Source organism: Variovorax sp. VaC1 (genome assembly GCF_043658315.1).
Lineage (GTDB): Bacteria > Pseudomonadota > Gammaproteobacteria > Burkholderiales > Burkholderiaceae_C > Variovorax.
Genome location: NZ_JBIGLT010000001.1, coordinates 253,206 through 277,745, shown reverse-complemented (window position 1 = coordinate 277,745; position 24,540 = coordinate 253,206). Strand labels below are relative to the sequence as shown.

At 65.9% G+C, this 24,540-nt stretch carries 24 protein-coding genes; 4 read left to right on the top strand and 20 right to left on the bottom strand.

The window, feature by feature from the left end; genetic code table 11:
• The first annotated feature begins 84 nt into the window (after nt 1-84).
• The 3 genes from ACGLHS_RS01320 (at nt 85) to ACGLHS_RS01310 (ending at nt 3,531) form a co-directional block, all read left to right on the top strand.
• On the top strand, nt 85-1,971 hold the full coding sequence (locus ACGLHS_RS01320; RefSeq protein ID WP_394476153.1) for a hypothetical protein: 1,887 nt from the start codon (nt 85-87) through the stop codon (nt 1,969-1,971).
• Between the two features lie 204 nt (nt 1,972-2,175).
• Nucleotides 2,176-2,961 carry an exodeoxyribonuclease III gene (gene xth / locus ACGLHS_RS01315; RefSeq protein WP_394476151.1) on the top strand — a complete coding sequence of 262 codons (786 nt, stop codon included), beginning with the start codon at nt 2,176-2,178 and terminating at the stop codon, nt 2,959-2,961.
• A 12-nt stretch (nt 2,962-2,973) separates the two neighbouring features.
• Entirely contained in the window at nt 2,974-3,531 is a 558-nt protein-coding gene (locus ACGLHS_RS01310) for a hypothetical protein (protein ID WP_093236840.1), read from the top strand.
• Nucleotides 3,532-3,558: 27 nt separating this feature from the next.
• Here ACGLHS_RS01310 and ntrC read toward each other — a convergent pair whose 3' ends face one another.
• The 13 genes from ntrC to ACGLHS_RS01245 all read right to left on the bottom strand — a co-directional run bounded on the left by ntrC (nt 3,559) and on the right by ACGLHS_RS01245 (nt 17,752).
• On the bottom strand, nt 3,559-5,109 hold the full coding sequence (gene ntrC, locus ACGLHS_RS01305) for a nitrogen regulation protein NR(I) (protein ID WP_394476148.1): 1,551 nt from the start codon (nt 5,107-5,109) through the stop codon (nt 3,559-3,561).
• A gap of 24 nt (nt 5,110-5,133) precedes the next feature.
• Nucleotides 5,134-6,213, bottom strand: coding sequence for a nitrogen regulation protein NR(II) (gene glnL, locus ACGLHS_RS01300; RefSeq protein WP_093236838.1), 1,080 nt, complete (start codon nt 6,211-6,213; stop codon nt 5,134-5,136).
• 13 nt (nt 6,214-6,226) lie between these two features.
• Entirely contained in the window at nt 6,227-6,739 is a 513-nt protein-coding gene (locus tag ACGLHS_RS01295) for a hypothetical protein (RefSeq protein WP_394476146.1), read from the bottom strand.
• A gap of 146 nt (nt 6,740-6,885) precedes the next feature.
• Complete coding sequence (gene glnA, locus ACGLHS_RS01290; RefSeq protein WP_093236836.1) at nt 6,886-8,301, bottom strand: type I glutamate--ammonia ligase; 1,416 nt, start codon at nt 8,299-8,301, stop codon at nt 6,886-6,888.
• A 146-nt stretch (nt 8,302-8,447) separates the two neighbouring features.
• On the bottom strand, nt 8,448-9,248 hold the full coding sequence (locus tag ACGLHS_RS01285; protein ID WP_394476143.1) for a competence/damage-inducible protein A: 801 nt from the start codon (nt 9,246-9,248) through the stop codon (nt 8,448-8,450).
• The gene (locus ACGLHS_RS01280; RefSeq protein WP_394476141.1) at nt 9,245-10,135 is read right to left on the bottom strand and encodes an EI24 domain-containing protein; all 891 of its coding nucleotides are present in this window, start codon (nt 10,133-10,135) and stop codon (nt 9,245-9,247) included. Before ACGLHS_RS01280 ends, ACGLHS_RS01285 begins: the two co-directional genes overlap by 4 nt.
• Before the next feature lie 50 nt (nt 10,136-10,185).
• Nucleotides 10,186-11,160 (bottom strand): sterol desaturase family protein, encoded by a 975-nt coding sequence (locus ACGLHS_RS01275; protein WP_093236833.1) that lies wholly within the window; start codon nt 11,158-11,160, stop codon nt 10,186-10,188.
• 9 nt (nt 11,161-11,169) lie between these two features.
• Nucleotides 11,170-11,979: a polysaccharide deacetylase family protein gene (locus ACGLHS_RS01270; RefSeq protein WP_394476139.1), complete on the bottom strand. Its 810-nt coding sequence runs from the start codon at nt 11,977-11,979 to the stop codon at nt 11,170-11,172.
• Nucleotides 11,963-12,979, bottom strand: coding sequence for a YncE family protein (locus ACGLHS_RS01265; protein WP_093236831.1), 1,017 nt, complete (start codon nt 12,977-12,979; stop codon nt 11,963-11,965). Before ACGLHS_RS01265 ends, ACGLHS_RS01270 begins: the two co-directional genes overlap by 17 nt.
• 90 nt (nt 12,980-13,069) lie before the next feature.
• The gene (locus ACGLHS_RS01260) at nt 13,070-13,819 is read right to left on the bottom strand and encodes a pseudouridine synthase (RefSeq protein WP_394476137.1); all 750 of its coding nucleotides are present in this window, start codon (nt 13,817-13,819) and stop codon (nt 13,070-13,072) included.
• Nucleotides 13,820-13,880: 61 nt separating this feature from the next.
• Nucleotides 13,881-15,617, bottom strand: coding sequence for a gamma-glutamyltransferase (ggt, locus tag ACGLHS_RS01255; protein ID WP_394476135.1), 1,737 nt, complete (start codon nt 15,615-15,617; stop codon nt 13,881-13,883).
• 44 nt (nt 15,618-15,661) lie between these two features.
• On the bottom strand, nt 15,662-17,263 hold the full coding sequence (locus tag ACGLHS_RS01250; protein ID WP_394476133.1) for a methyltransferase regulatory domain-containing protein: 1,602 nt from the start codon (nt 17,261-17,263) through the stop codon (nt 15,662-15,664).
• A gap of 195 nt (nt 17,264-17,458) precedes the next feature.
• On the bottom strand, nt 17,459-17,752 hold the full coding sequence (locus tag ACGLHS_RS01245; RefSeq protein WP_394476131.1) for a hypothetical protein: 294 nt from the start codon (nt 17,750-17,752) through the stop codon (nt 17,459-17,461).
• 50 nt (nt 17,753-17,802) lie between these two features.
• Here ACGLHS_RS01245 and ACGLHS_RS01240 point away from each other — a divergent pair, with 50 nt between their 5' ends.
• A complete protein-coding gene (locus ACGLHS_RS01240; protein ID WP_394476129.1) occupies nt 17,803-18,087 on the top strand; it encodes a hypothetical protein in 285 nt (94 codons plus the stop codon).
• A 294-nt stretch (nt 18,088-18,381) separates the two neighbouring features.
• Here ACGLHS_RS01240 and ACGLHS_RS01235 read toward each other — a convergent pair whose 3' ends face one another.
• The 7 genes from ACGLHS_RS01235 to ACGLHS_RS01205 form a co-directional block, all read right to left on the bottom strand.
• Nucleotides 18,382-18,621, bottom strand: coding sequence for a hypothetical protein (locus ACGLHS_RS01235; protein WP_394476127.1), 240 nt, complete (start codon nt 18,619-18,621; stop codon nt 18,382-18,384).
• 140 nt (nt 18,622-18,761) lie between these two features.
• A complete protein-coding gene (locus tag ACGLHS_RS01230) occupies nt 18,762-18,992 on the bottom strand; it encodes a hypothetical protein (RefSeq protein WP_093236824.1) in 231 nt (76 codons plus the stop codon).
• 190 nt (nt 18,993-19,182) lie between these two features.
• Nucleotides 19,183-20,457 carry a TCR/Tet family MFS transporter gene (locus ACGLHS_RS01225; RefSeq protein ID WP_394476125.1) on the bottom strand — a complete coding sequence of 425 codons (1,275 nt, stop codon included), beginning with the start codon at nt 20,455-20,457 and terminating at the stop codon, nt 19,183-19,185.
• Entirely contained in the window at nt 20,454-21,509 is a 1,056-nt protein-coding gene (locus tag ACGLHS_RS01220) for a rhamnosyltransferase (RefSeq protein ID WP_394476123.1), read from the bottom strand. The genes ACGLHS_RS01225 and ACGLHS_RS01220 overlap by 4 nt, the downstream gene beginning before the upstream one ends.
• On the bottom strand, nt 21,506-22,780 hold the full coding sequence (locus ACGLHS_RS01215) for an acyltransferase family protein (protein ID WP_394476121.1): 1,275 nt from the start codon (nt 22,778-22,780) through the stop codon (nt 21,506-21,508). The genes ACGLHS_RS01220 and ACGLHS_RS01215 overlap by 4 nt, the downstream gene beginning before the upstream one ends.
• A gap of 190 nt (nt 22,781-22,970) precedes the next feature.
• A complete protein-coding gene (locus ACGLHS_RS01210) occupies nt 22,971-23,192 on the bottom strand; it encodes an MbtH family protein (RefSeq protein WP_394476119.1) in 222 nt (73 codons plus the stop codon).
• 22 nt (nt 23,193-23,214) lie between these two features.
• Nucleotides 23,215-24,534: a glycosyltransferase gene (locus ACGLHS_RS01205; protein WP_394476117.1), complete on the bottom strand. Its 1,320-nt coding sequence runs from the start codon at nt 24,532-24,534 to the stop codon at nt 23,215-23,217.
• Between the last annotated feature and the right edge of the window lie 6 nt (nt 24,535-24,540).

Below are 24,540 nucleotides of genomic sequence, written 5' to 3'. Positions count from 1 at the left end.
CCGCATCAGTTCGACGGAACTTGTGGCGCCCGTCGATCTGCGGTGAAAGGTTTGTAAGTAAATGCCGTTACAGTCATCCGCGTCATGGGTCCACGAAATGATGCGCTCGGGTGGCGCCTGCTGCTGCTGACAATGCTCGCGGTCTTGGGGCTGGGGTGGAGCGCTCCGGCGCGGGCCGTGATGGTCGTGGAGCAGGCACAGCTCACGCTGACCCTGCACGGCAAGACGCCGGCCGAGACCCAGAAGCCCCAGACCGTCACGCTGCCCTATCACTGGGATCAGCGGCAAGGCGCGGTCGATGGCGAGGCGCGCTTCACGTTCGAAATTCCGGCGGCCGACCCCACCGTGCCTTTGGCCCTGTTCGTGCCACGCGTGGGCAACAGCTTTCGCGTCTCGGTGGACGGCCAGGAGCTGACGCGGTTTGGCGCCTTCCCGCCGGGGCCCTACGACGATGCCTCTTTCGCGCCGCAATATTTCGTGGTGCCAGCCTCGGGCACGGCCTCACCGCTGCGCATGGAGATCGTCATCGCGGCGCAGGCTGCACGGCAAGGCGGGCTGTCGCCGGTGGTGGTGGGCCGGGAGGACGAGATACGCCCGCTGTACGAACGCGCCTTGTTCTGGCAACTCAGCGGTGGGCGCTTCATCACCATCGTGAGCGGCGTGCTGGGTGCGCTGTCGCTGCTGGTGTGGCTGCGCCAACGCGAGTCGATCTATCTCTACTACGGCCTGGGCGAGTTGTTCTGGTCGGTGCAGACGGCACGCGTGCTGTTCACACATGCGCCGTTGCCCTGGCCCTGGTGGGGCGTGCTGCCGCTGGCGGCCTTCCAGGCGGCGGTGCCGCTGGTGTGCCGCTTCGCCCTGGCAGTGGTGGGGCGCGACGACACCCGCCTGGCGCGCCTCCTGGGCCTGATGGCCTGGATCGCACCGGTGGTGGCCGGGCTCGGCATCATGGTGCCGTGGCTGTGGTTGATGCCGCTGTGGCAGGCGCTGAACCTCGTGGTGGGACTGGCGATGATGGTCGTGGTGTTGCGCGTGGCATCGCGCAGCGCCGTGCTGGAGCACCGCGTGCTGGGCCTGGCCGTGGTGCTGATCGTGCTGTGCGGTGCGCGCGACATCTGGGTCATGCGCACCTCGCCGCAAGCCTACGAGATGGTGCCCTGGATACGCTTCGCCTGGGTGGGCTTCGCCATCTCCCTGGCCTGGGTCATTGCCGAGCGCATGCGCAAGGACTCCCGGGCCGTGGCGGAAATGAACGTCACGCTCGAAGCGGAGCTCGCCGAGCGCAATGCCGCACTGGAGGCCGCCTTCGCACGCGAACGCGAAGGCGAAAAAGCGCGTGGCGCGCTCGAGGAACGCCAGCGCCTCGTGCAGGACCTGCACGATGGCCTTGGAGGACAACTCGTCGGGCTGCTGCGAATGGCCCAACAGCCAGGGGCGGCGCGCGAAGATGTCACGCTGCACCTGCGCGACGCCGTGGACCAGCTCAAGCTCACGGTCGACGCCATGCATGCCGACGAGGGCGATGTAGCCTCGACCCTGGGCAGCGTGCGCTACCGGCTCGGGCCGCGCCTGCAGGCCGCCGGCATCGACCTCCACTGGAACGTCAGCCGCCTGCCGATGATGACGGGCTGGAGCTCGCGCGAGTCGCATCAGATGCAGATGCTGCTGTTCGAGGCCTTCGCCAACATGATGGCGCACTCGGCGGCAACGCGAGCCAGCCTGAATGCGCGACTGATGCCCGTTGAAGGTACGGACAGCGCGACGACCGATGAAACCATCGAGATCCAGCTGTGCGACAACGGCCGTGGCTTCGATGCGGACGCCAGGTTCGCCGGCAAAGGGTTGACGAACATGCGCGCGCGTGCCGCCGCGCTGGGGGGCACGCTCACGCTGCGCTCGCAACCCGGCGAGACTTGCCTGTGCCTGCATCTGGCCGTGCCGGCGGCGATGGCCCCGAAGCTGGCGCCTTAGCCGAAGACCTTGCACGTCAAAAGTCGCGGTTGAGTCGGCCGCTTGCGAGCGCTAACAGGTGAAGCTCGCAGGTGTGTTAGAAAATCCGGGGCGACTCAGGTAGCCTGCATGCAGCCACACGAAGCTCGGGTACATGACCACGTACCACGTACGAAATGAATATTTCCTTCAGCCCCTGATCGAAATCCATCACCTATCAAATTCATGAAAATCGCCACCTGGAACGTCAACTCCCTCACCGCCCGCCTGCAGCACGTGCTCGACTGGCTGGTCGCCAACCCGGTCGACGTGCTCTGCCTGCAAGAGCTGAAGATGACCGACGACAAGTTTCCGCTCGACGTGCTGAAGGCCGCGGGCTACGAAGCGGCCGTGTTCGGTCAGAAAACCTACAACGGCGTGGCGATCCTGAGCCGCGCGCCCGTGAGTGACGTGACGAAGAACATCGGTGGCTTTACCGACGACCAGTCGCGCGTGATCGCCGCCACGGTCGACACGCCATCGGGCCCGGTGCGCGTGGTCGACTGCTACTTCGTGAACGGCCAGGAACCGGGCTCGGAAAAGTTCGCCTACAAGATGAAGTGGCTGGACGCCCTGCGCGAATGGCTGCGCCAGGAGCTCGTGGCGCATCCGAACCTTGTGCTGCTGGGCGACTTCAACATCGTGCTCGAAGACCGCGACAGCTTCGACCCCGTGGGCCTGAAGGAAACGATCCACCACACGACGGAAGAGCGCAACCATTTCAAGGCGCTGCTCGAGCTGGGCCTGAAGGACAGCTTTCGCATGTTCGATCAGCCCGAAAAGAGCTTTTCGTGGTGGGACTACCGCATGCTCGGTTACCAGAAGAACCGCGGGCTGCGCATCGACCACATCCTGGTGAGCGAGCCGCTGGTGCCGCGGGTGAAGGGTTGCGTCATCGACCGGGTGCCGCGCAAATGGGAGAAGCCGAGCGACCACGCGCCCGTGGTGCTTGACCTCGACGTCAACGCCTGAGGCAGCGGGCCGATGACTGCGCGCGCAGCCGCCCCCTGGCACATCGCCGCCCTTCCCAGGGCCCTTCGCACCCTCGCCGTTGCTGCGGCCGCGTTCGCGATCGCCGGCTGCTCGCTGCTGAAGCCGGCGGACAAGACGGAAGACGGCAAGCCAGCGACCGCGACATCCCCGACGGACGAAGCCTCGCCCGGCAGCCGCGATATACCCACCGTTCGGCTCATCACTGCGCAGACGCCGGCCGTGCGCGCCTACCGCAAGATCGGCGCGCGCTACATCTACAGCAAGTACGCAAGCCGCATCTACAAGGGGAAGATCCCGCCGCTGGTCTATGCGGTGGTGGTGGTCGAAACCGACATCGACGCGAGCGGCAAGGTCGTCAACGTGACCTTCAGCCGGGTGCCGAGCCATGCGCCCGAAGTGCCGCCGATGATTGCCGAGCTGATCAAGGCCACGTCGCCATTGCCGAACCCGGGCAAGCTCGGCGGCCACACCTATGTCGACACGTGGCTGTGGGACAAGAGCGGGAAGTTCCAGATCGACTCCATCACCCTGGGCCAGCGCAGCAGGTAGATCAAAAAAGGGCCCCGTCGGGGCCCTTCATTCAATACCCAGTTCCTGGATCTTCCGGGTGATGGTGTTTCGGCCGATGCCAAGTTTTTGCGCGGCTTCGATGCGCCGTCCGCGCGTGTTGGCCAGCGCCGTGAGGATCAACCGGGATTCGAAGCGGCGCGAGAGCACGTCCCACACGTCGGTACGGCCTGCGGCAAGCAGGGCCTGGGCTTCGACCTCGAGGCCGGCCTCCCAACTGCTCACGCCGCTTGAGGCGCCTTCTGCGGCAGCGGGTGCGACAGCCGTGAGTGGTGCCACTGCTTCATGTTCGGTGCCGTGCACCGCCGCAGCGGTCGCGTGCTGCGCGTGCATGGCCACAGGCGCGGCCTCTGCCGCATGCCCATCCGCCGTGGCCGTTGCTGCATTGGCGGCAGCCATCACCTCGGGTGGCAGGTCCTTGGCTTCGATCAGTTGGGCCGGCGCCATCACGGTCAGCCAGTGGCAGATGTTCTCGAGCTGGCGCACGTTGCCCGGGAAACTGAAGGCCGCGAGCTTGGCCAACGCCGCATCGGAAATGCGCTTGGGCTCGACGCCGAGCTGACGTGCGCTCACCTGCAGGAAGTGGCGCGTGAGCGCAGGCACGTCCTCTCCGCGTTCGCGCAATGCGGGCAGGCGCAGGCGGATCACGTTGAGGCGGTGGAACAGGTCTTCGCGGAAACCGCCGAGCTTGACGCGCTGCTCCAGGTCCTGGTGGGTGGCCGCGATCACGCGCACGTTGGCCTTGACCGAGTTGTGGCCGCCCACGCGGTAGAAGTGGCCATCGCTCAGCACGCGCAGCAGGCGCGTCTGCAGGTCGAACGGCATGTCGCCGATTTCGTCGAGGAAGAGCGTGCCGCCTTCGGCTTGCTCGAAGCGGCCGCGCCGCATGGTCTGCGCGCCGGTGAAGGCGCCGCGCTCGTGGCCGAAGAGTTCGCTCTCCAGCAGATCTTTCGGAATGGCGGCGGTGTTGATGGCCACGAAAGGCCCATTGGCGCGTGGCGAATGCTTGTGCAGCGCGCGTGCCACCAGCTCCTTGCCCGAGCCCGACTCGCCAGTGATGAGCACCGTCACGTTGCTTTGCGACAGCCGGCCGATGGCACGGAAGACGTCTTGCATGGCAGGCGCCTGGCCGAGCATTTCGGGCGCGGCGACCATGCGTTCTTCGGCCACTTCCTCGCGCTGGCTTTCATCGACGGCGCGGCGGATCAGCTCGACCGCGCGCGGCAGGTCGAAGGGCTTGGGCAGGTATTCGAAGGCGCCGCCCTGGAAGGCCGACACGGCGCTGTCGAGGTCGGAGAACGCCGTCATGATGATGACCGGCAGGCCGGGGTGCTTGGCCTTGATCTTGTCGAGCAGGTCGAGCCCCGAACCACCCGGCATGCGGATGTCGCTCACCAGGACCTGCGGGCCTTGCTGTTCGTCGTCGTCGGCCTGTTCGAGTGCTGCGAGCACCTCGCGCGTGTTGGTGAAACTGCGCGTGGGCAAGTCTTCGCGCAGCAGAGCCTTCTCGAGCACGAAGCGAATCGATTGGTCGTCATCAACTATCCAGATCGGCTTCATGCATCTCCTTGTTGCCGTGCTGCGCTAGGGCAGCGGTATCAGTATCTTGAAATCGGTCCGGCCCGGGACGCTGTCGCACTCGATCACGCCGTGATGCTGTTGCACAAAAGTTTGCGCAAGCGTCAGCCCAAGCCCTGTCCCGCCTTCCCTGCCCGATACGAGCGGGTAGAAGATGCGGTCCTTGATCGTGTCCGGCACACCCGGTCCATTGTCGATGACATGCAATTCCAGTGCCAGTCGATACCACTGCTTGTTGAAGATCACCTGGCGAGCCACGCGCGTCTTGAAGGTGATCTGCGCATCGCCGGCCGCGCGCCGCTCGGCCAGGGCCTGCGCGGCGTTGTGCACGATGTTGAGGGTGGCCTGGATCAGTTGCTCGCGGTCGCCGCGGAATTCGGGGATCGACACGTCGAAGTCGCGCTCGATGTGCAGGTCGCGCGGAAACTCCGCAAGGATCACCGAGCGCACGCGTTCGCAGACTTCGTGGATGTTGACGTCGCCCACCACGTGCGGGCGGCGGTGCGGCGCCAGCAGGCGATCGACTAGCGTCTGCAGCCGGTCGGCCTCGTGGATGATGACCTGCGTGTATTCGATGAGGTCGCGCGACTCGACCTCCATCTGCAGCAATTGCGCCGCGCCGCGAATGCCGCCGAGCGGGTTCTTGATCTCGTGCGCGAGGTTGCGGATCAGCTCCTTGTTGGCCTGCGCCTGATCGATGAGGCGCTCTTCGCGGTCTTGCCGCACCTGCTGCTCGAGCGGCGACATCTCGATGATGAGTTCACCCGCCTTGTCGCCCTGCGCGAGCGTGACCTGCACCGGCATCAGCTCGTGGTTCACGCGGCGAAGAAAAGCCTCGTAGCGCAGCGTGGCGAAGTCGTTGCTGCGTGCGCCGTCGATGGCGGTGCGCAGCACCTGCGGCTCATGGAAACAGGCGCCGAACTGCGAGCCTTCGAGCGTGCGGCGGGAGGTGCCCAGCGCGTCTTCGAGCCCTGCATTGGCGAACAACACAGACCCGTCGCTGTTGACCACGGCAATCAGCGTGGACAGCAGGTCGAAGGTCTGAAAGCGCACGTTGGCGCCAACCGCCTTCTTCCCGAATGCCATGTCTTCCTTGTGTTTACTGCGGCGTCTGCTTGCTGGCCGGCAGGCGGCCGATTTCACGGCGGATGCCCGCGATGTCGCTTTCATTGCGCGCCAGCTCGGCCTTCATCTCGGCCACGCGGTCGAGGTACTTCTGGTAATTGCGGCCTTCGCTGCCCTGCTTTTCGGGCTCGCCGTTGTTGTATTCCTTCTGCAACTCGGCTTGCCGCGCCTCGGCCTTCTTGAGCTCGGACTCGAGCACCGAGCGGGCCTCGCCGTCGCGGGCGCGCTGGTCGACGCCTTCGACGCGCGGGCTGCCTGCGGGTGCGCGCGCAGCCGCCGAGCCGGAGCCCGACGAACCACCACCGCCCGAGGCCTTCGTGCCCTGCACGACCGTGACGTTGCCGCCTTCCATGACCTTGCAGCCCTTTTGCTGGGCAATGGTGGCGTTGTTGGTGTATTCGTTGCCGCAACGCCAGACGCGCTCTTGCGCGAGCGCCGGCAGCGCTATCAGGGAACCGGCCAGAAAAATGAGGGGAGCAGTCTTCATGTGTATCGGTGGATGGCGCGACAAAGGCGCATTTTCATGCAATTCGACGCCACTGGTGACCAGATGTTCCAGGCCAAGGAAAAAGGACGGCCGAAGCCGTCCTTTCATAACCCATCAGGCTTACACACAGCCTAAGGGTGAGCCAATTACAGCGAGTAGTACATGTCGAACTCGACCGGATGGGTCGCCATGCGGAAGCGCGTGACTTCCTGCATCTTCAGTTCGATGTACGCGTCGATGTACGCATCGGTGAACACGCCGCCCTTGGTCAGGAACGCACGGTCCTTGTCCAGGTATTCCAGCGCCTGGTCGAGGCTGTGGCAGACGGTCGGGATCAGCGCGTCTTCTTCCGGCGGCAGGTGGTACAGGTCCTTGCTGGCGGCTTCGCCCGGATGGATCTTGTTTTCCACGCCGTCGAGGCCGGCCATCAGCAGCGCAGCGAAGCCGAGGTACGGGTTCATCAGCGGATCGGGGAAGCGCGCTTCGACGCGGCGGCCCTTCGGGTTGGCCACGAACGGGATGCGGATCGATGCCGAGCGGTTCTTGGCCGAGTAGGCCAGCTTCACCGGGGCTTCGAAGCCGGGGACCAGGCGCTTGTAGCTGTTGGTGCCGGGGTTCGTGATGGCGTTCAGGGCACGGGCGTGCTTGATGATGCCGCCGATGTAGTGCAGCGCGAAGTCCGAGAGGCCTGCATAGCCGTCGCCTGCGAACAGGTTCTTGCCGTCCTTCCAGACCGACTGGTGCACGTGCATGCCGGAGCCGTTGTCGCCGACGATGGGCTTGGGCATGAAGGTGGCGGTCTTGCCGTAGGCGTGGGCCACGTTGTGGATCACGTACTTCTGCAGCTGGACCCAGTCGGCGCGCTGGACCAGCGTGCTGAACTTGGTGCCGAGTTCCATCTGGCCGGCATTGGCCACTTCATGGTGATGCACTTCGACCGGGATGCCGAGCGATTCGAGCACCAGGCACATTTCCGAGCGCATGTCCTGGAAGCTGTCGACCGGGGGAACCGGGAAGTAGCCGCCCTTGACCGCGGGACGATGGCCGGTGTTGCCGTGTTCGAATTCCTTGTCGGTGTTCCACGAGGCTTCTTCGGATTCGATCTTCACGAAGCAGCCCGACATGTCGTTCTTCCAGCGGACGCCGTCGAACACGAAGAATTCAGGTTCCGGACCGAAGAAAGCGGTGTCGCCCAGGCCCGAAGCCTTCATGTAGGCCTCGGCGCGCTTGGCGAGCGAACGCGGGTCGCGCTCGTAGGCCTTGCCGTCTGCCGGGTCGATCACGTCGCAGGTCAGGATCAGCGTCGTTTCTTCGAAGAACGGGTCGATGTTGGCGGTGTTCGGGTCGGGCATGAGCTGCATGTCCGAGGCTTCGATTCCCTTCCAACCAGCGATGGACGAGCCGTCGAACGCGTGGCCCGAGGTGAATTTGTCTTCATCGAAGTGCGACACAGGCACGGTCACGTGCTGCTCTTTGCCGCGGGTGTCGGTGAAGCGGAAGTCGACGAACTTGACCTCGTTTTCCTTGACGAGCTTGAGTACATCGGCGACGGTCTTTGCCATCAGTTTCTCCTGAGTTGGATGGTGGTTAGGAATACAGGGACGAGGGATGCAGTTTCTGTGCCATTGTCACCTCACCCCGAGAGGCTTTGGTGACCACTGCATACGCCAAATGGAGGCGAAATTTCACCAAATTGGTGCATTCAACATTAACGCACCAATTCAGGGCCAAGCTTGGCATCAAAGGTGTGCAGCCCTTCGATCAGCTGGGCATAGGCGGCATCGAGCCGACCCGGGTCACCCTTGACGCCCAGCTCGATGTGGCGGCCGTATTCAGGGTGATCGACGCTGGGCAGGCTGAACACCTTGATGCCGGCGTGCGTGTCTTCGATGGCCTGCATCAGCGGGGTGAGCGTGGCCTCCATGGCACCGAAAACGATCACGGACTTCTCGGCGACGGCGTTGCGGGTGAACAGCTCGGCATAGCGGCTGTCGAGCACGGATTCGATCATCGGCCAGGCCATGACCGGGAAGCCGGGCACGAAATGCACATGCCCGACGCTGAAGCCCGGGATCTTGTTGTACGGGTTGTAGATGAGCGCGGCGCCCTGCGGGAACACGCCCATGTTGAGCCGGTGGATGTTGTCGGCCCGGTCGGGCTCGTAGGGCACGCCCTGCTCGCGCGCCGTGTCCTGCATGCGCTCGCGGATCAGCAGCTCCGCCTCGGGGTGCAGCGCCAGTGGCAGGCGCAGCGCCTTGGCGGCGCATTGGCGGGTGTGGTCGTCGGGCGTGGCGCCGATGCCGCCGGTCGAGAAGACGATGTCGCCGGAGGCGAAGGCGCGCTCGAGCGCGGCGGTGATGCGCGCGGGCTCGTCGCCGACGTACTCGGCCCAGCTGAGTTGCAGGCCGCGCGCGGCGAGCAGCTCGATGACCTTGGTCATGTGCTTGTCGGCCCGCTTGCCGGAGAGGATCTCGTCGCCGACGACGATGAGACCGAATGCGCGTGTCATGGTGAACCCCATTGAGAAAGAGCGGCCTTGTTGGCTTCCGAGGTCTCGATGGCCTCGGTGCCGCTGCCGGTGGCCGAAGCCTCGGCCGCCGCGCGCTGGGCGCGCAATTGCCCGAGCGCGTCGAGGCAGTAGTGGGCAAACCAGAGCGCCGAAAAAGCAAAGACCAGTGTGTAGATCCAGATGGCGATCGGGATCAGCACGAAGAAAGCGGCGGCAAACAACAGGCCCGAGGCCCAGACGATGCTGGGCGCGGCGCCCAGGTAGCCGCACAGCACGCCGATGCACAGCAGCGGCAGCCGGTGGGCGCGCAGCAGCGCGACGCGCTCTTCGGGGCTGGCATGCTCGGCCAGCGCGTCGAAGCTCATCACGCGGTAGGTGAGCCAGCCCCAGATCAGCGGCGGCAGGATCAGCACCAGCGGCGGAATGAGCCAGAGCGGCATCGAGACCACGAGGGCGATCAGCGCCAGGATGGTGACGCCGAGCGAACGGGCCACGCTGCCGAAGAAAGAAGCGCCCTTCTTCTGTTCGAGCGACGGAAAGCGCCGCTCGGCCACCAGCTTGGTGAGCGCCGGCGCCATGAAGCCGGCAACGATCAGCAGCGAGAGCAGCACGACCAGCGGCGTGGCGGCGAACACCACGACCAGCGGGGCCAGCATGGCCTTGATGTCACTCGAGAAAAGCCGGCCGATCCACGACCAGAAGCTGGCCAGCAGCGGCCAGGCATCGAGCGCGCCGCGCGTCCAGACCACGGCCGCGTCCCAATAGAAGTACCCGAGCACCGAGGCCAGCAGGATCATCAGGCCCAGCGGCAGCAGCGACAGCACGATCACGCGCGGCAGCATGCAGTAGGCGACCGCGCGCCAGAAGGAGTCGAGGAGCAGGCGCATGAGGGTGCGAGGATAACGCCTCGGACCGGGATTTCAGGGGCTTGTGGCCCTCAAGCGCGCCCGACCATTCGCTTCAGGCCCAGCCATTGCTGCGCCCAGAAGCCGCGGCCGTAGTCGCGCACGCGTCCATTGGCGTCGGGCTCGACCTGGTCGCGGATGCCGGTCGGGTCGTAGCGCGCCTCGAAGTTGGCGGTGCCGAACATCATGTCCCACCACGGCAGCAGCACGCCGAAGTTGTGGCCGCCGAGCGTGCTCTTGCCGTTCGATTCGTGGCCCAGCCCGATGCTGTGGTGCAGCCGGTGGAAACGCGGGCTGATCCACAACCGCTCGCCGATGGCGCCAAAGCTCACGCGCAGGTTGGCGTGCTGCAGGCTTTCGCTGAGCTGCGTGAAGGCGACGAAAGCAATGAACTGCCCCGGCGCCACGCCGATCAGTTGCGCCACGATCACGATGAGCGTGTCGTGAATGATGTCGTCGAGCAGGTGGTTGCGGTCGTCGCTCCACATCGTCATCTGGCGCTGCGAGTGGTGCAGCGAATGCAGGCTCCACCACCAGTTGAACTGGTGCTGGCCACGATGGATCCAGTAGCCGACGAAATCGAGCACCACGAGGTAGATGGCAAAGGCGATCCACGGCACGTCGGTCACGCCGGGCCAGACCTCGTCGAGGTGGAACGTGCCCCAGCCGGCCGTGCGCAGGCTGCCCATGGCGTCGTCGAAGAAGGGCTGCAGCGTGAAGAAGATCGCCAGCCGGAACAGGCCGAGCCGATGGATCAGCGTGTACAGCACGTCGATGCGAATGGCGTGGCGGTCGACCACCGGTTCCACCGAGCGCCAACGCTGGAGCGGGCCGATGATCGCGATCAGCACCAGGATCTGGATGAGGCCGACCAGCAGCCAGCCGGTGGCGTCGAAAGCGTCTTCGGTCCAGCCGCCCAGGCCGATGGCATAGACCAGCGGCTGCACGGCCGTCTCGAAGAACCAGCCTTGCAGCGCGGAAAAAACGTCAGTCAGCCAATCGATCACGGCGCGAACTCAGGGGTGGGATGCGATCCAGGCGCGGAAATCCGGGTGCTGGCGCAGCGTTTGAAAACAGAAGCCCTTGGCCTTCAGGCCGACGATCAGCGGCTCCAGGTTGGCCGGCGCCCACGGGTCCTTGCGCGACCAGATGCCCAGGTGCGCGAGCAGGATGTCGCCGGGGCGGATCGTGTCGAGCGCCTGCGTGAGCAGCTTGGCGTTGCTGAACTTCTCGCTCGGCAACTCGTCGCCGAGAAAGCCGGCGGGCGCCCAGCCCACGTATTCATAGCCGCAGGCCTTGGCGGCAGCCAGCAGTTGGGGCGAGGTCTTGCCGCCCGGTGCACGGTACAGCGGCAGCGGCTTCTTGCCGGTGATGGCCTCCAGCCGGTCGGACGACTTGCGGATGTTGGCGCAGTACTCGGCCGCGGTCCAGGTCGACTCCTTGCCGTCCTGCGGGCCGGCCGACGGCCTGATCCGGAAGCTGGGCGGCGAACCCTTGACGTCGCCGCGCCAGTAGGCGTGGTCATAGGTGTGCGAGCCGAATTCATTGCCTTCGGCCGCCCTCGCCTTCCACCACGGCGCCCAGTGGTCGTCGAGGCTGTTGCCATCGGTCTGGGTGCGCTCGGCGGCAGCGAAAAAGGTGACGCGAACGTCCTGCCGCTTGAGCACGTCGGCCACCAGAGGGGCGATGCCCATGTGGCCGGTGTCGAAGGTCAGGTAGACGGGCTTTTCGCAAGAAGCGCCCTGCGCCGCCCAGGCGCCGGGCACCATGGTTCCGGCCAGCAGGAACGAAAGGGCCGTGCCGAAGCGTTTACGTGCGCTTGCCATGGTCCAGGGTCCAGACGCCGTGCGGCGAACGGCCGACGTTGACCTGGCGCACCACCTTCTGGCTGGTCAAGTCGACCACCGTGAGCTTCTTGGCCCAGCGCGAAGTGACATACAGCGTCTTGCCGTCGGCCGACACGTCCATGCAGTCGGGGCCGCCCGGCACGGCGTAGGTCGCGACGACCTTCAGCGTCGCCAGGTCGATGCGGCTGATGGTGTTGGCCACCCGGTTGCTCACGAACACCGTCTTGCCGTCGCCGGCCGAACGGAAGGCGTGGGCGCCCTTGCCGGTCGGGATCTTGCCGACCAGCTTGGGCTGCGCGCCGGCCACGTCGAACACCTGCACGCCGTCTCCGCCGGTCAGGCCCACGAGCAGGGTCTTGTCGTTGTGAACACCGAAGATGTCGGCCGGCATCGGGCCGGTGGAGGTGCGCCACTTGATGGTCTGCGTGGGCAGGTCGACGGCGATCATCTCGTCGCTGTCCTGCATCGTCACGTAGGCGATGGTGCTGGTGTTGTCGATCCAGATGTGGCTGGGCGTCTTGCCGGAGGCGATGCGCTTGGCAAGCTTCAGGTCTTTGCCGTCCCAGCGGTAGACGTCGACGTGGTTCAGGCGGTTGCCCGCCGTCACGAACCACTTCATGTCGCGCGAGAACTGCAGCTGGTACGGATCGATGATGCCGTAGACCACGCGCTGCACTTCGGCCGTGCGGGGGTTCAGGAAGGTCAGCGAATCGCCCGCCGAATTGGCCACGATGACCGACTTTTCGTCGGGGGTCATGTAGATGTGGTGAGGCTCCTTGCCGGTGGCAATGCGCTGCTTTTCCGTCCAGTCGACGGGATTGATCACGCTCACGCTGGCATCCAGCGAATTGAGCACGAAGATCGGAGGCGGCTCGGCCGGCGCGGCGGTGGCGGTGTGTGCCGCCAGGGTTGCGAGCGCCGTCAGGCAGGAGAGCAGGAAGGCCGCGATGCGGCCATTCGGTCGGGCAGGAAGTCGCAAGGGAAGGTTCCGAGAGAGAGCTGTCGATCTTAACGGCCGCAGATGAAGACTCGCTGACTGCCGCAGCCGCCTTTCCGTGACCTTCTGTGGCTATTTGGAAGGCTTCGAAGGCTTGGCCGGCGCGCGCAGCGCGGCGACCTCTTCGCCGGTCAGCCAGCGCCATTGGCCCGGCGCCAGGTCCTCGGGCAGCACCAGGTCGCCGATGCGCGAACGGTGCAGGCCCTCGACCCGGTTGCCGACCGCGGCCAGCATGCGCTTGACCTGGTGGTACTTGCCCTCGGTCAGCGTGAGCCGCAGGTGCAGCGGGCCGTCGGATTCGCAGGCAGCCGCGCGCACCGGCTTCGGGTCGTCGTCGAGCACCACGCCGGCCAGCAGCTTGGCAATCTGCACCTCGTCGACTTCGTGCTTGGCCGTCACTTCGTAGACCTTGGGCACATGGTGCTTGGGCGAACCCATCTTGTGGATGAACTGGCCGTCATCGGTCAGCAGCAGCAGGCCGGTGGTGTCCTGGTCGAGCCGGCCGATGGCCTGCACGCCCTGCACCGCGCCCTTGTTGGGGCGCAGGCGCAGCGGCGACGGCAGCAGCGTGTAGATGCTCGGGTAGGTCGAGGGCTTCTGCGAGCACTCGGTGCCGGCCGGCTTGTGCAGCATCAGGTAGGCCTTCTCGTGGTACGCCCACGCAGTGCCCTGGACGGTGTAGAGCAGGCCCTCGGGATCGAGGTCTTCGAAGGGGTCGTCCACCACGGCGCCCGCGATGGTCACGTGGCCCTGCTGGACCAGGCCCGCGCACACGCGGCGCGTGCCGAAGCCCTGGGTATAGAGGATGTCTTGCAGATGCATGGGAAATGAAAAAAGCGGCCGTGCCGACAGGGGCACGACCGCCTTCGAGTTTGCCGCAGGTTCAGTAGCCTGCTGCAAGGCCGGTGTTGCGGCGGGGATCGTTGGCGCCGTAGAAGCGGTTGTTGCCCACCGGCTTGCCACCCAGCGACGGCGCGCCGACGATGATCGCCGCGAGGTGGTTGGCCGGCTGCGGCACGCCCAGGTTGTGGCCCATGTCGGTCAGGATCTTGCGCGTGTCGGGGCTCAGCGCAAAGGTCTCGACGTTGGTCACGTCGGGCAGCCATTGCTGGTGGAAGCGCGGCGCGTCCACGGCCTCTTGCACGTTCATGCCGTAGTCGATGGCGTTGATCATGGTCAGCATGACGGCGGTGATGATGCGGCTGCCGCCCGGCGTGCCGACCACCATCACGGGCTTGCCGTCCTTGGTCACGATGGTCGGGCTCATCGAGCTCAGCGGACGCTTGCCCGGGGCGATGGCGTTGGCCTCGCCCTGCACCAGGCCGTAAAGGTTGGGCACGCCGACCTTCGAGGTGAAGTCGTCCATCTCGTCGTTCAGCAGCACACCGGTCTTGGCGGCGGTGATCTTGGCGCCGAACCAGTCGTTCAGCGTGTAGGTCACCGAGACCGCGTTGCCCCACTTGTCGGCAATCGAATAGTGGGTGGTGTTGCTGCCTTCATGCGGCGCAACGCCGGGCTTGATGTCCTTCGAGACACCGGCCTTCTTGGGGTCGATCACGGCGCGGATCTTCTCGGCGTAGCCCTTGTCGAGCAGGCGGTCGAGCGGGTTCTTCACGAAGTCCGGGTCGCCCAGGTAGCTGTTGCGGTCCACGTAGGCGTGGCGCATGGCTTCGATCTGGTAGTGCACGGCCTGTGCCGAGTGGTAGCCCAGGTCCTTGAGCGGATAGCCCTCCAGGATGTTGAGCATCTCGCAGATGATCACGCCGCCCGAGCTGGGCGGGGGTGCCGACACGACGTGGTAGCCGCGGTAGTCGCACTCCACCGGTGCGAGTTCGCGCGTCTTGTACTGGTCGAGGTCGGCCTGCGTGATCAGGCCCTTGCCGCCCTGGCTCGACGCCACGATGGCGTTGCCGACCCAGCCCTTGTAGAAGCCGTCGGTGCCCTTGGCGCTGATCTCGCGCAGGGTCTTGGCCAGGTCTTTCTGGACCAGCTTGTCGCCCACCTTGTAGGGCTCGCCCTTGTTCAGGAAGATGGCGGCCGAGGCCGGGTCTTCCTTGAAGTCGGCCGTGGCGGTGCCCAGCAGGTCGATGTCGCCCTGCTCCAGCGCAAAGCCCTTTTCGGCCAGCTGGATCGACGGGGCGAGCAACTCGCCGCGCTTCATCGTGCCGTACTTCTCGCGGGCGTATTCCATGCCCGAGACGCTGCCCGGCACACCCACGGCGAGGTGGCCCTTGGTGCTCAGGCCCTTGATGACGTTGCCGTCCTTGTCGAGGTACATGTTGGCCGTGGCGGCCAGCGGAGCCTTCTCGCGAAAGTCGAGGAAGGTCTTGCGGCCATCGGCCAGTTGCACGGTCATGAAGCCGCCACCGCCGAGGTTGCCCGCTGCCGGGTAGACCACCGCCAGGGCGTAGCCCACGGCCACCGCCGCATCGATGGCATTGCCGCCGCGCTTGAGCACGTCGACGCCGACCCGGGAGGCCAGGTGCTGCGCGCTCACGACCATGCCGTTCTCGGCGGCAACGGGCGCCTGCGACGCGGCGTTCGACGCGCCGGCGGCTGCCAGCGCGAGCACCGCCGCGACGGCGACGTGCAGTTTCGGGGCCCAGTGGATTTTTTGCATGTTGAAGTCTCCTCTGTAGGTTCGATGACGAAAGATGATGATGGTCAGGCCGTGAGCATTGCCTTGCGCCGCAAGTTGTCGAGCGCCAGCGCGACCTGCTGCTGCGCGAACGCCTGCACCGTCGACGGGTCGGTCAGCGGCTTGTCGTCCTTGATGAAGCGCAGGCGCTCGCTGCGCACTTCCGCCGCAAGATGTTCGGCCAGCGCCTGATGTGAACGGGTGCCGTCGAGCAGCGGCAGAAGCGCACGTTCCAGCAGCGTGAGCCCCACGGGCTCGTGCCATTGGTTGCAGCTGCTGGCCGTGGCGCCCGCCGCCGGCGAAAGACCGGGCGCGACGCGCAGCGCGGGCAGCGCTTGCGGCAAGCCGGAAACCGCGGCCGCGACCGGCACCGGGGTGCGCCGGATGCGCAGGGCCCCGAGGATCAGCAGCTCTTCGAGCATCGCCATCACGAGCGCATCGACTTCGGCCACCGGCTGGTTCGTGAGCTGCGCGACGCCGGCAATCAGCGCGTTCGCTGACATCGACGCCGGGTAGCTGGCATCGAGCAACTGCGCCACCGCCTTTTGCGCCGGCACCCGCAGCGTGACCTTCAGGCCGCGGATCGCCTGACAAGGCTGCTCGTGCGCATAGAGCGTGGGCGCACCGCCGCCCTCGACCGCGAAGGTGCCCGCGAACTCCAGCTTGCGGATGCGTGCGGGATCGAGGCGATAACGGATGTTGCCGGCGCTCGCCTGCTTGACCAGCAGGGTCTGGCGAAAGGTGCGGTTGACCAGGAAATCGAGGTACTGCTCCATCAGGATCTGGCTGCCACCGCATTCGCGCAGCAGCGGGCCGCGTACCTTGTCGCCGTAGTTCTGCACGAACATGGTCGACGGTTCCGCATCGCACAGGTAAGCCAGCCCGCGATCCTCCGCGCGTGCGACGAACTCCTTGAAGTAGCACGGCGCATTGCAGGGCTCGAGGAACTCGTGCAGAAGGTAGGAGCTGTTGGCTCCGCGCACGATCGGCATGGTTTCTTCGAGTGTCTTCGCGAGCACGCTGTCGGCGCGGGCCGATTGCTCGAGAAATTCGAGCATGCCGCGCGCATAGGAGAGCTTTTCGTCCGGCGTGTCGCGCGCGCCGCCGCGCAGGATCATCGCGTCGCGCACGATCTCGCGCGCCTTCCAGCCGGGGTACACGTTGTAGCTGACGTAGGCCACGCCATTCGGTGCCAGGTTCTCCGAGCAGACGCGCAGGATCGCGTCCTGCACCGGGCCGGGCACCCAGCTGTAGACGCCGTGGCAGACGATGTAGTCGAACTGGCCGAACGAGGCGTCGATGCCCGAGATGTCGAAGGCTTTCAGTTCAATGTTCGACAGCCCCGCATGACCGATGGCTGCCACGCCTTGCGCGACCTGCACCGTCGAGAGATCGACGCCGAGCGCCTGCGCTTCAGGGTGGCGCGCCGCAAAGGGAATCAGGTTGCCGCCGGCTGCGCAACCGAGTTCCAGAACGCGGGCTGTGCCCGGCGCGGGGGCATCGAGTCCGAAGAGGAATGCCAGCGCTTCCAGGTGCTCCATGGCCGTCTGCGGGAACGGGTGCGAGTCGTAAGGCACCGCGTCGTAGTAGCTGGTCAGCGTGGAGGTCAGGGAATCCGGCACGAACATCCTTTATGGGATCGAAGCAGGCTGCGGCGCCTTGTGTTCCAGACGGGAATGACGGCAATGCGACAGCGCCCGCCGACTATAGCCTCGCGCCCCGGCAAAAAAAAGCGATGCAAAGGCTCTGGGACGCGATCGGGCCGTGGCATAAAAAAAGCCCAGCCGCGAGGCTGGGCTTGAAATCCTTGCTGCTGGCATGCATCAAGGACCCCGCACAGGTTGACCAGCGGGGGACGGTAGACCCGTCAAGGAGAAACCGGGAATGGGTGCCGACACCGATGGAAGATCGGGTCGGCGGATATGGGCACGCGGCGACGCAGCGACCGGAAGAAGCCACTGCGCCGCAGCCTCGTCGGGCCACATCGCCCGCAGCCGCGCATCGCGCCACAGTTCGCGTGCGACCTCTTCCAGTTCGAGGAGGTCGACGCTGTGCCACTGCTGCTGCAGGCGATACGCGCAGGCAGCAATCCAGAGGGTGGCGGGCATGTTTTCCATGCGCGGAGTTTACTGTATATTTGTACAGTCTTTTCACGCAGGATGTCATCATGTCCATGAACGAAGAAACGGTCCCTTCTGCCACGCCTCCCAACCGCGCACTGAGCGAAGCTCTGGCCTGGATCTCCAAATTCGCGCATGCCTGGAAGGCCATCGAGCCGGCGCCCCAGAGCCTCAGCATCGACGGATTCATCATCTGGGGCCCGGTGCTCTACGAAAAGCACAAGGGCGAAGATCCGGTGAAGCTGGCGCAGCAGATGTTCGGCCAGGCCGGCAGCTACGCCAGATATCTCTACCCCGGCCGCGAACCCCGACCGGCCAGCACCGCGTCTTAGAATGGCCCGATGAATTGGCGCACACTGCTTCCGCTCGCTTTGGTCATCACTGGCTGCTCGACCCCTCCTAACGAGGTCACACAGGTTCGCGAAGGCGTTCTGCGCGCCGTGACCTACGTCCAGGCCTCGGACTACTGCGATGCGAAGAACCTGACGCCGCGATGGCTCGGCAAGGCGCCCGCCGAGCAGGGCGTCCTGTTCCAGTGCCGCTGATCTTCAGAAGCGCCAACCATCGGTCCGAAGCCGCCCTCGAGGCGGCTGTTTCTTGTCTGCGCAACGCCCGAGGGCGGGCAGCTACCTCGGCTGCCTCTCGGAAATGATCTCGGCCGCGGTCGGCGCGAACATGCCGCGCCGCAAGGTCCAGATGCAGGCGCCCAGGCGCAGCAGCCTCTCCACGTTGCGGTCATAGGATTCGCTCCCCGCATCCTCCTGCTCGATCAGGTCCGCGATGCAGGCCAGCGCATCTGTTGGCGTGAAGCCTAGGCCCGCACGTGCCATATCAATCGTTGTAGCCAGAACTTTTGTCTTCTCCATGGCGCAATGGTGTCTGTGAAGCTCGCCCGGGGCAAGGCCATGCCTCATCGCGACAGGCACGCCGGGCGCGTGCCGCCTTCAGCAGAAGCGATGCCGGATGCCTTGCGTCGGAGGTGGACGAAAGAACCGGCGTGTCGGGGTCAGTTCCGGGGTCCGGAGACCCATTCCCGGACGAAGTGAAAAGCGCGGACGCGCGCACGCTCGAAGGCACCGTCCCACGTGAGCTGCTGCGTGATCACGAGCGCACATTTCTGCACGCCGCTCAGGCTCAGCTTGGCAACCCCGGCATAGGAGCCGTGGAGCGTTCGGACGATCTCGAAATCGGCAGTCCAGCCCTCAGGCAGTTCAAAGGCGTGTGAAGGTGCTTGCATGATGTATGCAAGATTACGGCGGATACCGCTTACTTTCCAGGAAATAGTACACAGGTATTAACAAAGGTTTACTGGAAACCGAGCCTGCAAACCATTCGGCGACCGTAGGCGTGCCGACGAGCCATGTCGGCGAACCTGTGCCGAAGGCGGTCAAGCGCGCGGCGAAAGCCAGCGCCCCGCCGCGATTCATCTATTTGTCAGCCGCTGCAACGACCTGCCCGCGCGGCCGCATCGACCGACGACCGTCCGCCCACGCGATCAGCCCGCCAATGCCCAGGAACGCCGCAGCCATGAAAAAGGGAGCGCCCGGCAAGTGCACTGGCGCATCCGCCCCGATGAAATAGCCGAAGCTGCCGGCAAACATCGCCGGCCCGACGACGCCCGCCACCGACACCAGGCTCGTCAACGCCCCCTGAACCCGCCCCTGCTCCGCGGCGCCGACCTGTCGGGTGATCAGCGCCTGCGCCGCCGGCCCGGCGAACGCCAGCAAGGTGCCGAACGGCAGCGCGGCCAGCAGCACCCAGCCCGCATCGGCGAAACCGTAGATGACGAAGCCGAGCACGCCGAAGCCCATCCCGAACAACAGGGCACGGCGCTCGCCGAAGCGCTTCACGCCCGGCCCGATCAACAGCGCATTGACCCCCACGCTGAGCACCCCCACCGCGCCGAGCACCCAGCCGACAGCGTCTTCCTTCCAGTGATACCGGTAGTCGGCGAACAGCACGAACACGCTGGGATAAACGTACTGGGCGAGGTTGATGAGGAAAACCACCGCCGCCAGCCCGAACACCTGCGGATAGCGCTTGAACAGCACCAGCGATCCGATCGGGTTGGCATGCGACCAGTCGAACTTGCGGCTGCGCCGCTCGGGCGGCAGCGACTCGGGCAACACGAACCATCCGTAGCAGAAGCTGAGCATCGTCAGGCCGGCCGCGAACCAGAACGGCAGGCGCGGATCGATGTGGCTCAGTTGCCCGCCGAGCACCGGCCCGAACACCAGCCCCATGCCGAAGGCGGCGCCCACGATGCCGTAGCTCCGGGCGCGCTCCTCGGGCGGCGTCACATCGGCGATGTAGGCATTGGCGATGGTGAAGCTGGCCGAGAACACGCCGGACACCACGCGGCCGACGAACAGCCACGGCAGGCTGTTCGCCAGGGCCATGAAAACGAAATCCACGCCCAGCCCCAGGCACGACAGCAGGATCACCGGCCGCCGGCCGAAGCGATCGGACAGCGCGCCCTGGATCGGCGAGCTGACGAACTGGATCGCCGCGAACGCCGTGCCGAACACCGCGATCCAGTACGCCGCCGTCGCGGTGCTGCCGCCGGCCAGGCGCTCCACCAGATGCGGCAGGCCGGGAAGGATCAAGCCGAACGCCAGGAAGTCGATCAGCACCGTGACGAAGATGAAAGCAAGCGCGGCGCGGCGCGCGCGCGGCACCTGAAGGGGCGAGCTGGTCGTCATGAATTCGCGGAAGTTGCCCCGCGCCCCGTTGCCCGATCGCTGCCGCTCAGGTACTTGCCCACCCGGGGATGCGCCTCGCCGAGGCCACCCAGCCTGCCGAACAATCCATCGAAGAAGCCGACCATCAGCGCAACGCTCTTTCTCAAGCGATCGCGCTCGAACATCAGCATCGGCAGGATCTGCTTGAACGTGTAGACGTTGATGAACAGGATCGCGGGAAAGGCACGCACATGCGCCCGCGAGAGGTCCAATGCATTGCGCGCGATGTAGTAGCGCCGCGAGGCCGGATAGTTGATGAAGTGGATCTTCCAGCCGAACAGCGACCTTGCCTCGATCTGGCCGATCTGGTGCCGCAGGACGACGTGCGGATTGAGATACAGCGGCACATCGCGGCGCAGGGCGCGCATGCAGTAGTCGGTGTCCACGTGGTCGATCACGTAGCGCTCGTCGAACCGACCGACCTTGGCCCATGCAGCACGCGAAATCAACGAGCCCGACGAGATCAGGAAGGCGCAGCGAACCAGCGATTCGGTGAAGGGCTGCTGCAGATCGAACTGGTAGACACGCTTGCCTTGAAGGCCGAATTGCGGGATCAGCGCGTCCAGGTTCGTGTCATGAACGAGCGGGCCGATCAGGAAGGCCGCCTCTTCCTCACCACTGCCCTCGCCTCCCCGGCGCCGGGCTGCCATCGCGGCCTCGCGCATGGCATCGAAGTAGCCGGGCGGCAGCTTCGAATCCTGGTCGAGCAGGAAGAAGAGTTCGGCACCCTGCGCTTCAAGTTCGGCGATGCCGCAATTGAAGGCCCCCGCGATGCCGCCGCGATTGCCGTTGTGCCGCACGTGGATGCCTGCATCGACAAGCGCCCGATACCAGTCCCCCGCCTGTGGCGTGTTGTCGACCACGCACAGGTGCGGGCACGAACCGGCAAGCACGTGAAGGTTCGCCACCTGTTCGTCGGTCGGGAAGTAGGTGACGACGACGGCACCGAACGAGAAAGGCACCTCGCGTTTCGACGGGAAGGCGTCGCACTCGTTGCCAGACGGATTGCTCATGGTCGCGTTCCTTGCAGAGGTTGCTTCAATCCATTGCCATGAATGCCGCGGACCGTGGCGCCAGACCGCGCACGCCTGCCACGTGCAATGCCCGGCTTCTCGACGAAGCGATAGCTCGCGACCGATGCCGCCACGAGCAGCAGCGCGCACAGCGTGCCCACCATCCAGTACTGCATCGCCCCGGCCATCGCGAAATCGCGCACTGGTGGCATCGCGAAGATCACGGTCAGCACGAGCCCCTGCAGCAGGTAGATGCTGTAGCTCACCGTGCTCATGCGCCGGGCCACGCGCGTGGCCAACAGGCCATACAGCGTGCTGCCGCTGCAGACCAGGTGGAAGAAGAGCCAGAGCAGCAAGACCTGAACAGGGCCCACCATGTGCGGGAACCCGATGAACACGGCGGCCAGGCAGAGCAGCGCGAGCAGCGAGGCCGCCCACTCCGGCAGGCGCCCTCTGGCCCGGTTCACGCCATCGTTCCGAAGCTGCCATGCCGACAGCATCCCGAGCAGGAACGACGCCAGCACCCAGGCCAGCGCACCGATCACCAGCGCGAGCGTGGGCTTCGTCGGCGAGCCGGCCGACGGCAGCGAAGCGACCGTCAGCGCCGGCAGGCACAGCAACAGCAAGCCGGCGGCAACGAAGCGCGGCGTTCGCCCGCTACGCGCGAGCGGCGCCATCAAACGCAGCGATCCGTAGAACAGCCATTCCACGAAGACCGTCCAGGTCACGCCCGCGAGGATCAAGGTCGTGCCTACGTAGCCGTTGATGTCGGGCTGCTGCGGCACGATGCCAAGGGCCAGCCACTGCAGCGCCGCAGCCAGCACGGACCACGCCGGCTCCCTGAGCACGAACCCGGTTTTCCAGGCGACGACGAGAAACATCAGGCCGACCGCCAGCAGGTACGTCGGGCCGATGCGCCACAACCGGCCGAGGTAGAGGCTGCGCCAATCCGGCCGCCCCTCGGCATCGAGCAATTTGCCCCAGAACAGAAAGCCCGTGATCATGAAGAAGACCCCCACGCCGACCTGTCCGAGCAGGGTGTGGAAGCCCGAGGGCGGAAACGTCCATTCGCCGCGCTCGATGTAGCCGTGGGTCACCATCAGGTGGTGCACGAAGACGCTCAGCGCAAGAAAGCCGCGCAGGCCGTCGAGCGTTGCGGTGCGCTGGTTGCGCTGCAGCGGCTCGTCGGCCGCGCTGAAGACCGGCAGCATCAGCATGCCGAGCACGATCAGCACGAGCACGAAGTACGGCCAGACGGAGAAGACACTCATCGCCGGCGCGGCCTGCGTTGCTGCTGCAGCGTGGCTCGCGGCGGCTTTGCGGGATTGCCGCTTCTCCCCTCCGCAGGTCCGGCGCGCTCCCTGTCGGGCGCGCAGGCGCCGGTCGCATCACCAACTGCCGGCGACTGGAACAGCGATGCATACGCCCACGCGGCACCGCGCCGATGCAGGGCGAACATCCTCATGCCTTGGCGGCATCGAGATCCTTGGCCACCAGCGAGCGCGGCCGCATGTCGCGCCAGTGGGCCTCGATGAACTCGTCGCAGGCTGCCCGATCGGTTGCCGCCAGGGCCACCGTCCAGCCGGCGGGAACGGCGATGAAAGCGGGCCACAGCGAGTGCTGTCCTTCTTCATTCACCAGCACCTGAAAGCTGGCGCTCTTGTCGTCAAACGGATTGCTCATCGTCGGTTTCCTTGTTGGGTGTTCAAGCCATTTCCGCGGATGCGGGGGTGGTCTGCTGAAGCGCGGCGAGGGCCCGCGCGATGCCGTCCAGCGCGTGATGGCGCGCGAAGTCCTCGCGCAGCGCGGCGGCGCGCTGCCGGTAGGTGGAAGGCCCCAGCACCTTGCGCACGGCGTCGCCGATCTGCCGGGCACCGGGCTGGCCACTGCCGAGATTGATTCCTGCCCCCGACCAGGCCACGCGCGCGGCGATCTCGGGCTTTTCCTCGGTGCCGCCCGCCACCACCAGCGGCACGCCGAGGCTGAGCGCGTGGTTGACCGAGCCATAGCCGCCATTGGTGACCATCGCATGCGCCTTGGGCAGCAACCGGTCGTAAGGCAGAAACGGCAGCACGCGGGCGTTGGCCGGCACGTTCGCACCCAACGCGGCAGGCACCGGGCCGCCGGTGGTGGCGATGACCTGAATGCCCTTGTCGCCCGCCAGGGCCTGCAGGGTCGGGCCGATCAATTGCGCCGGGTTCTGGTTGGCCAGCGTGCCCTGCGTGACCAGCACGACCGCGCGGCCGTCGTCCAGTTCGTGCCACCAGTCGGGCAGCGTGAGGTCGCGGCTGGCAGGCCCGAGCAGCGGACCGACGAAATGCACTGACGCCGGCAGATCGCTGCGCGGGTACTCGAAGGACGCGGCCGTGGCCTGCAGGTACAGGTCGGGCAGCGTGACCATGGCGTCGATGAAGAAATCCGGCAGCGCAGGCAAGGCCATGCACGCCAGCAAGGCGTCGAAGTAGCGCTGCACCTCGCCGAACATCGCCTGCTTGAGGTTGGTGTTCATCGAACGGTTGCGCGCCCGTCCTTCGGGTGTGGACGACGGCGGCAGCGCGGTGCCGAAGAAGGCCGTGTCGCAACTGGACAGCGGCAGCGCCGAGATGCCGATGGCAACCACCGCCGGACGGGCCGAGCGCGCGCCCAGCAGCAGCGGAAAGGTGCCGCAGAACATCGTGTCGACCACGATGGCATCGGCCCTGAAGTCCTGCAGGATGCCGCGAAGGCCCTTCAACTGCGGCGCCATCGCATCCGCGAAGAAATGCTTCAGGCCAAAGCACAACTGCGCATGTGCCGAAGACAGGCGCTGGCGTTCGGGAAAGCGCTGGTCGAGCTGCCGGTAGTCGTAGTCAATCGAAGACTCGAATGCCGTGAAGCTGGCGCCGGTCGCCTCGGCCTGCGCCTTGAACTGGCTCGCGGTGTGCACCCGCACCTCGTGCCCCAGGCCCACCAGATGCTGCGCGATGGCCAGCATCGGCAGCACATGCCCCGGCAACGCGGTTGCCGCAATGAGATAGCGTGCCATCGGTCC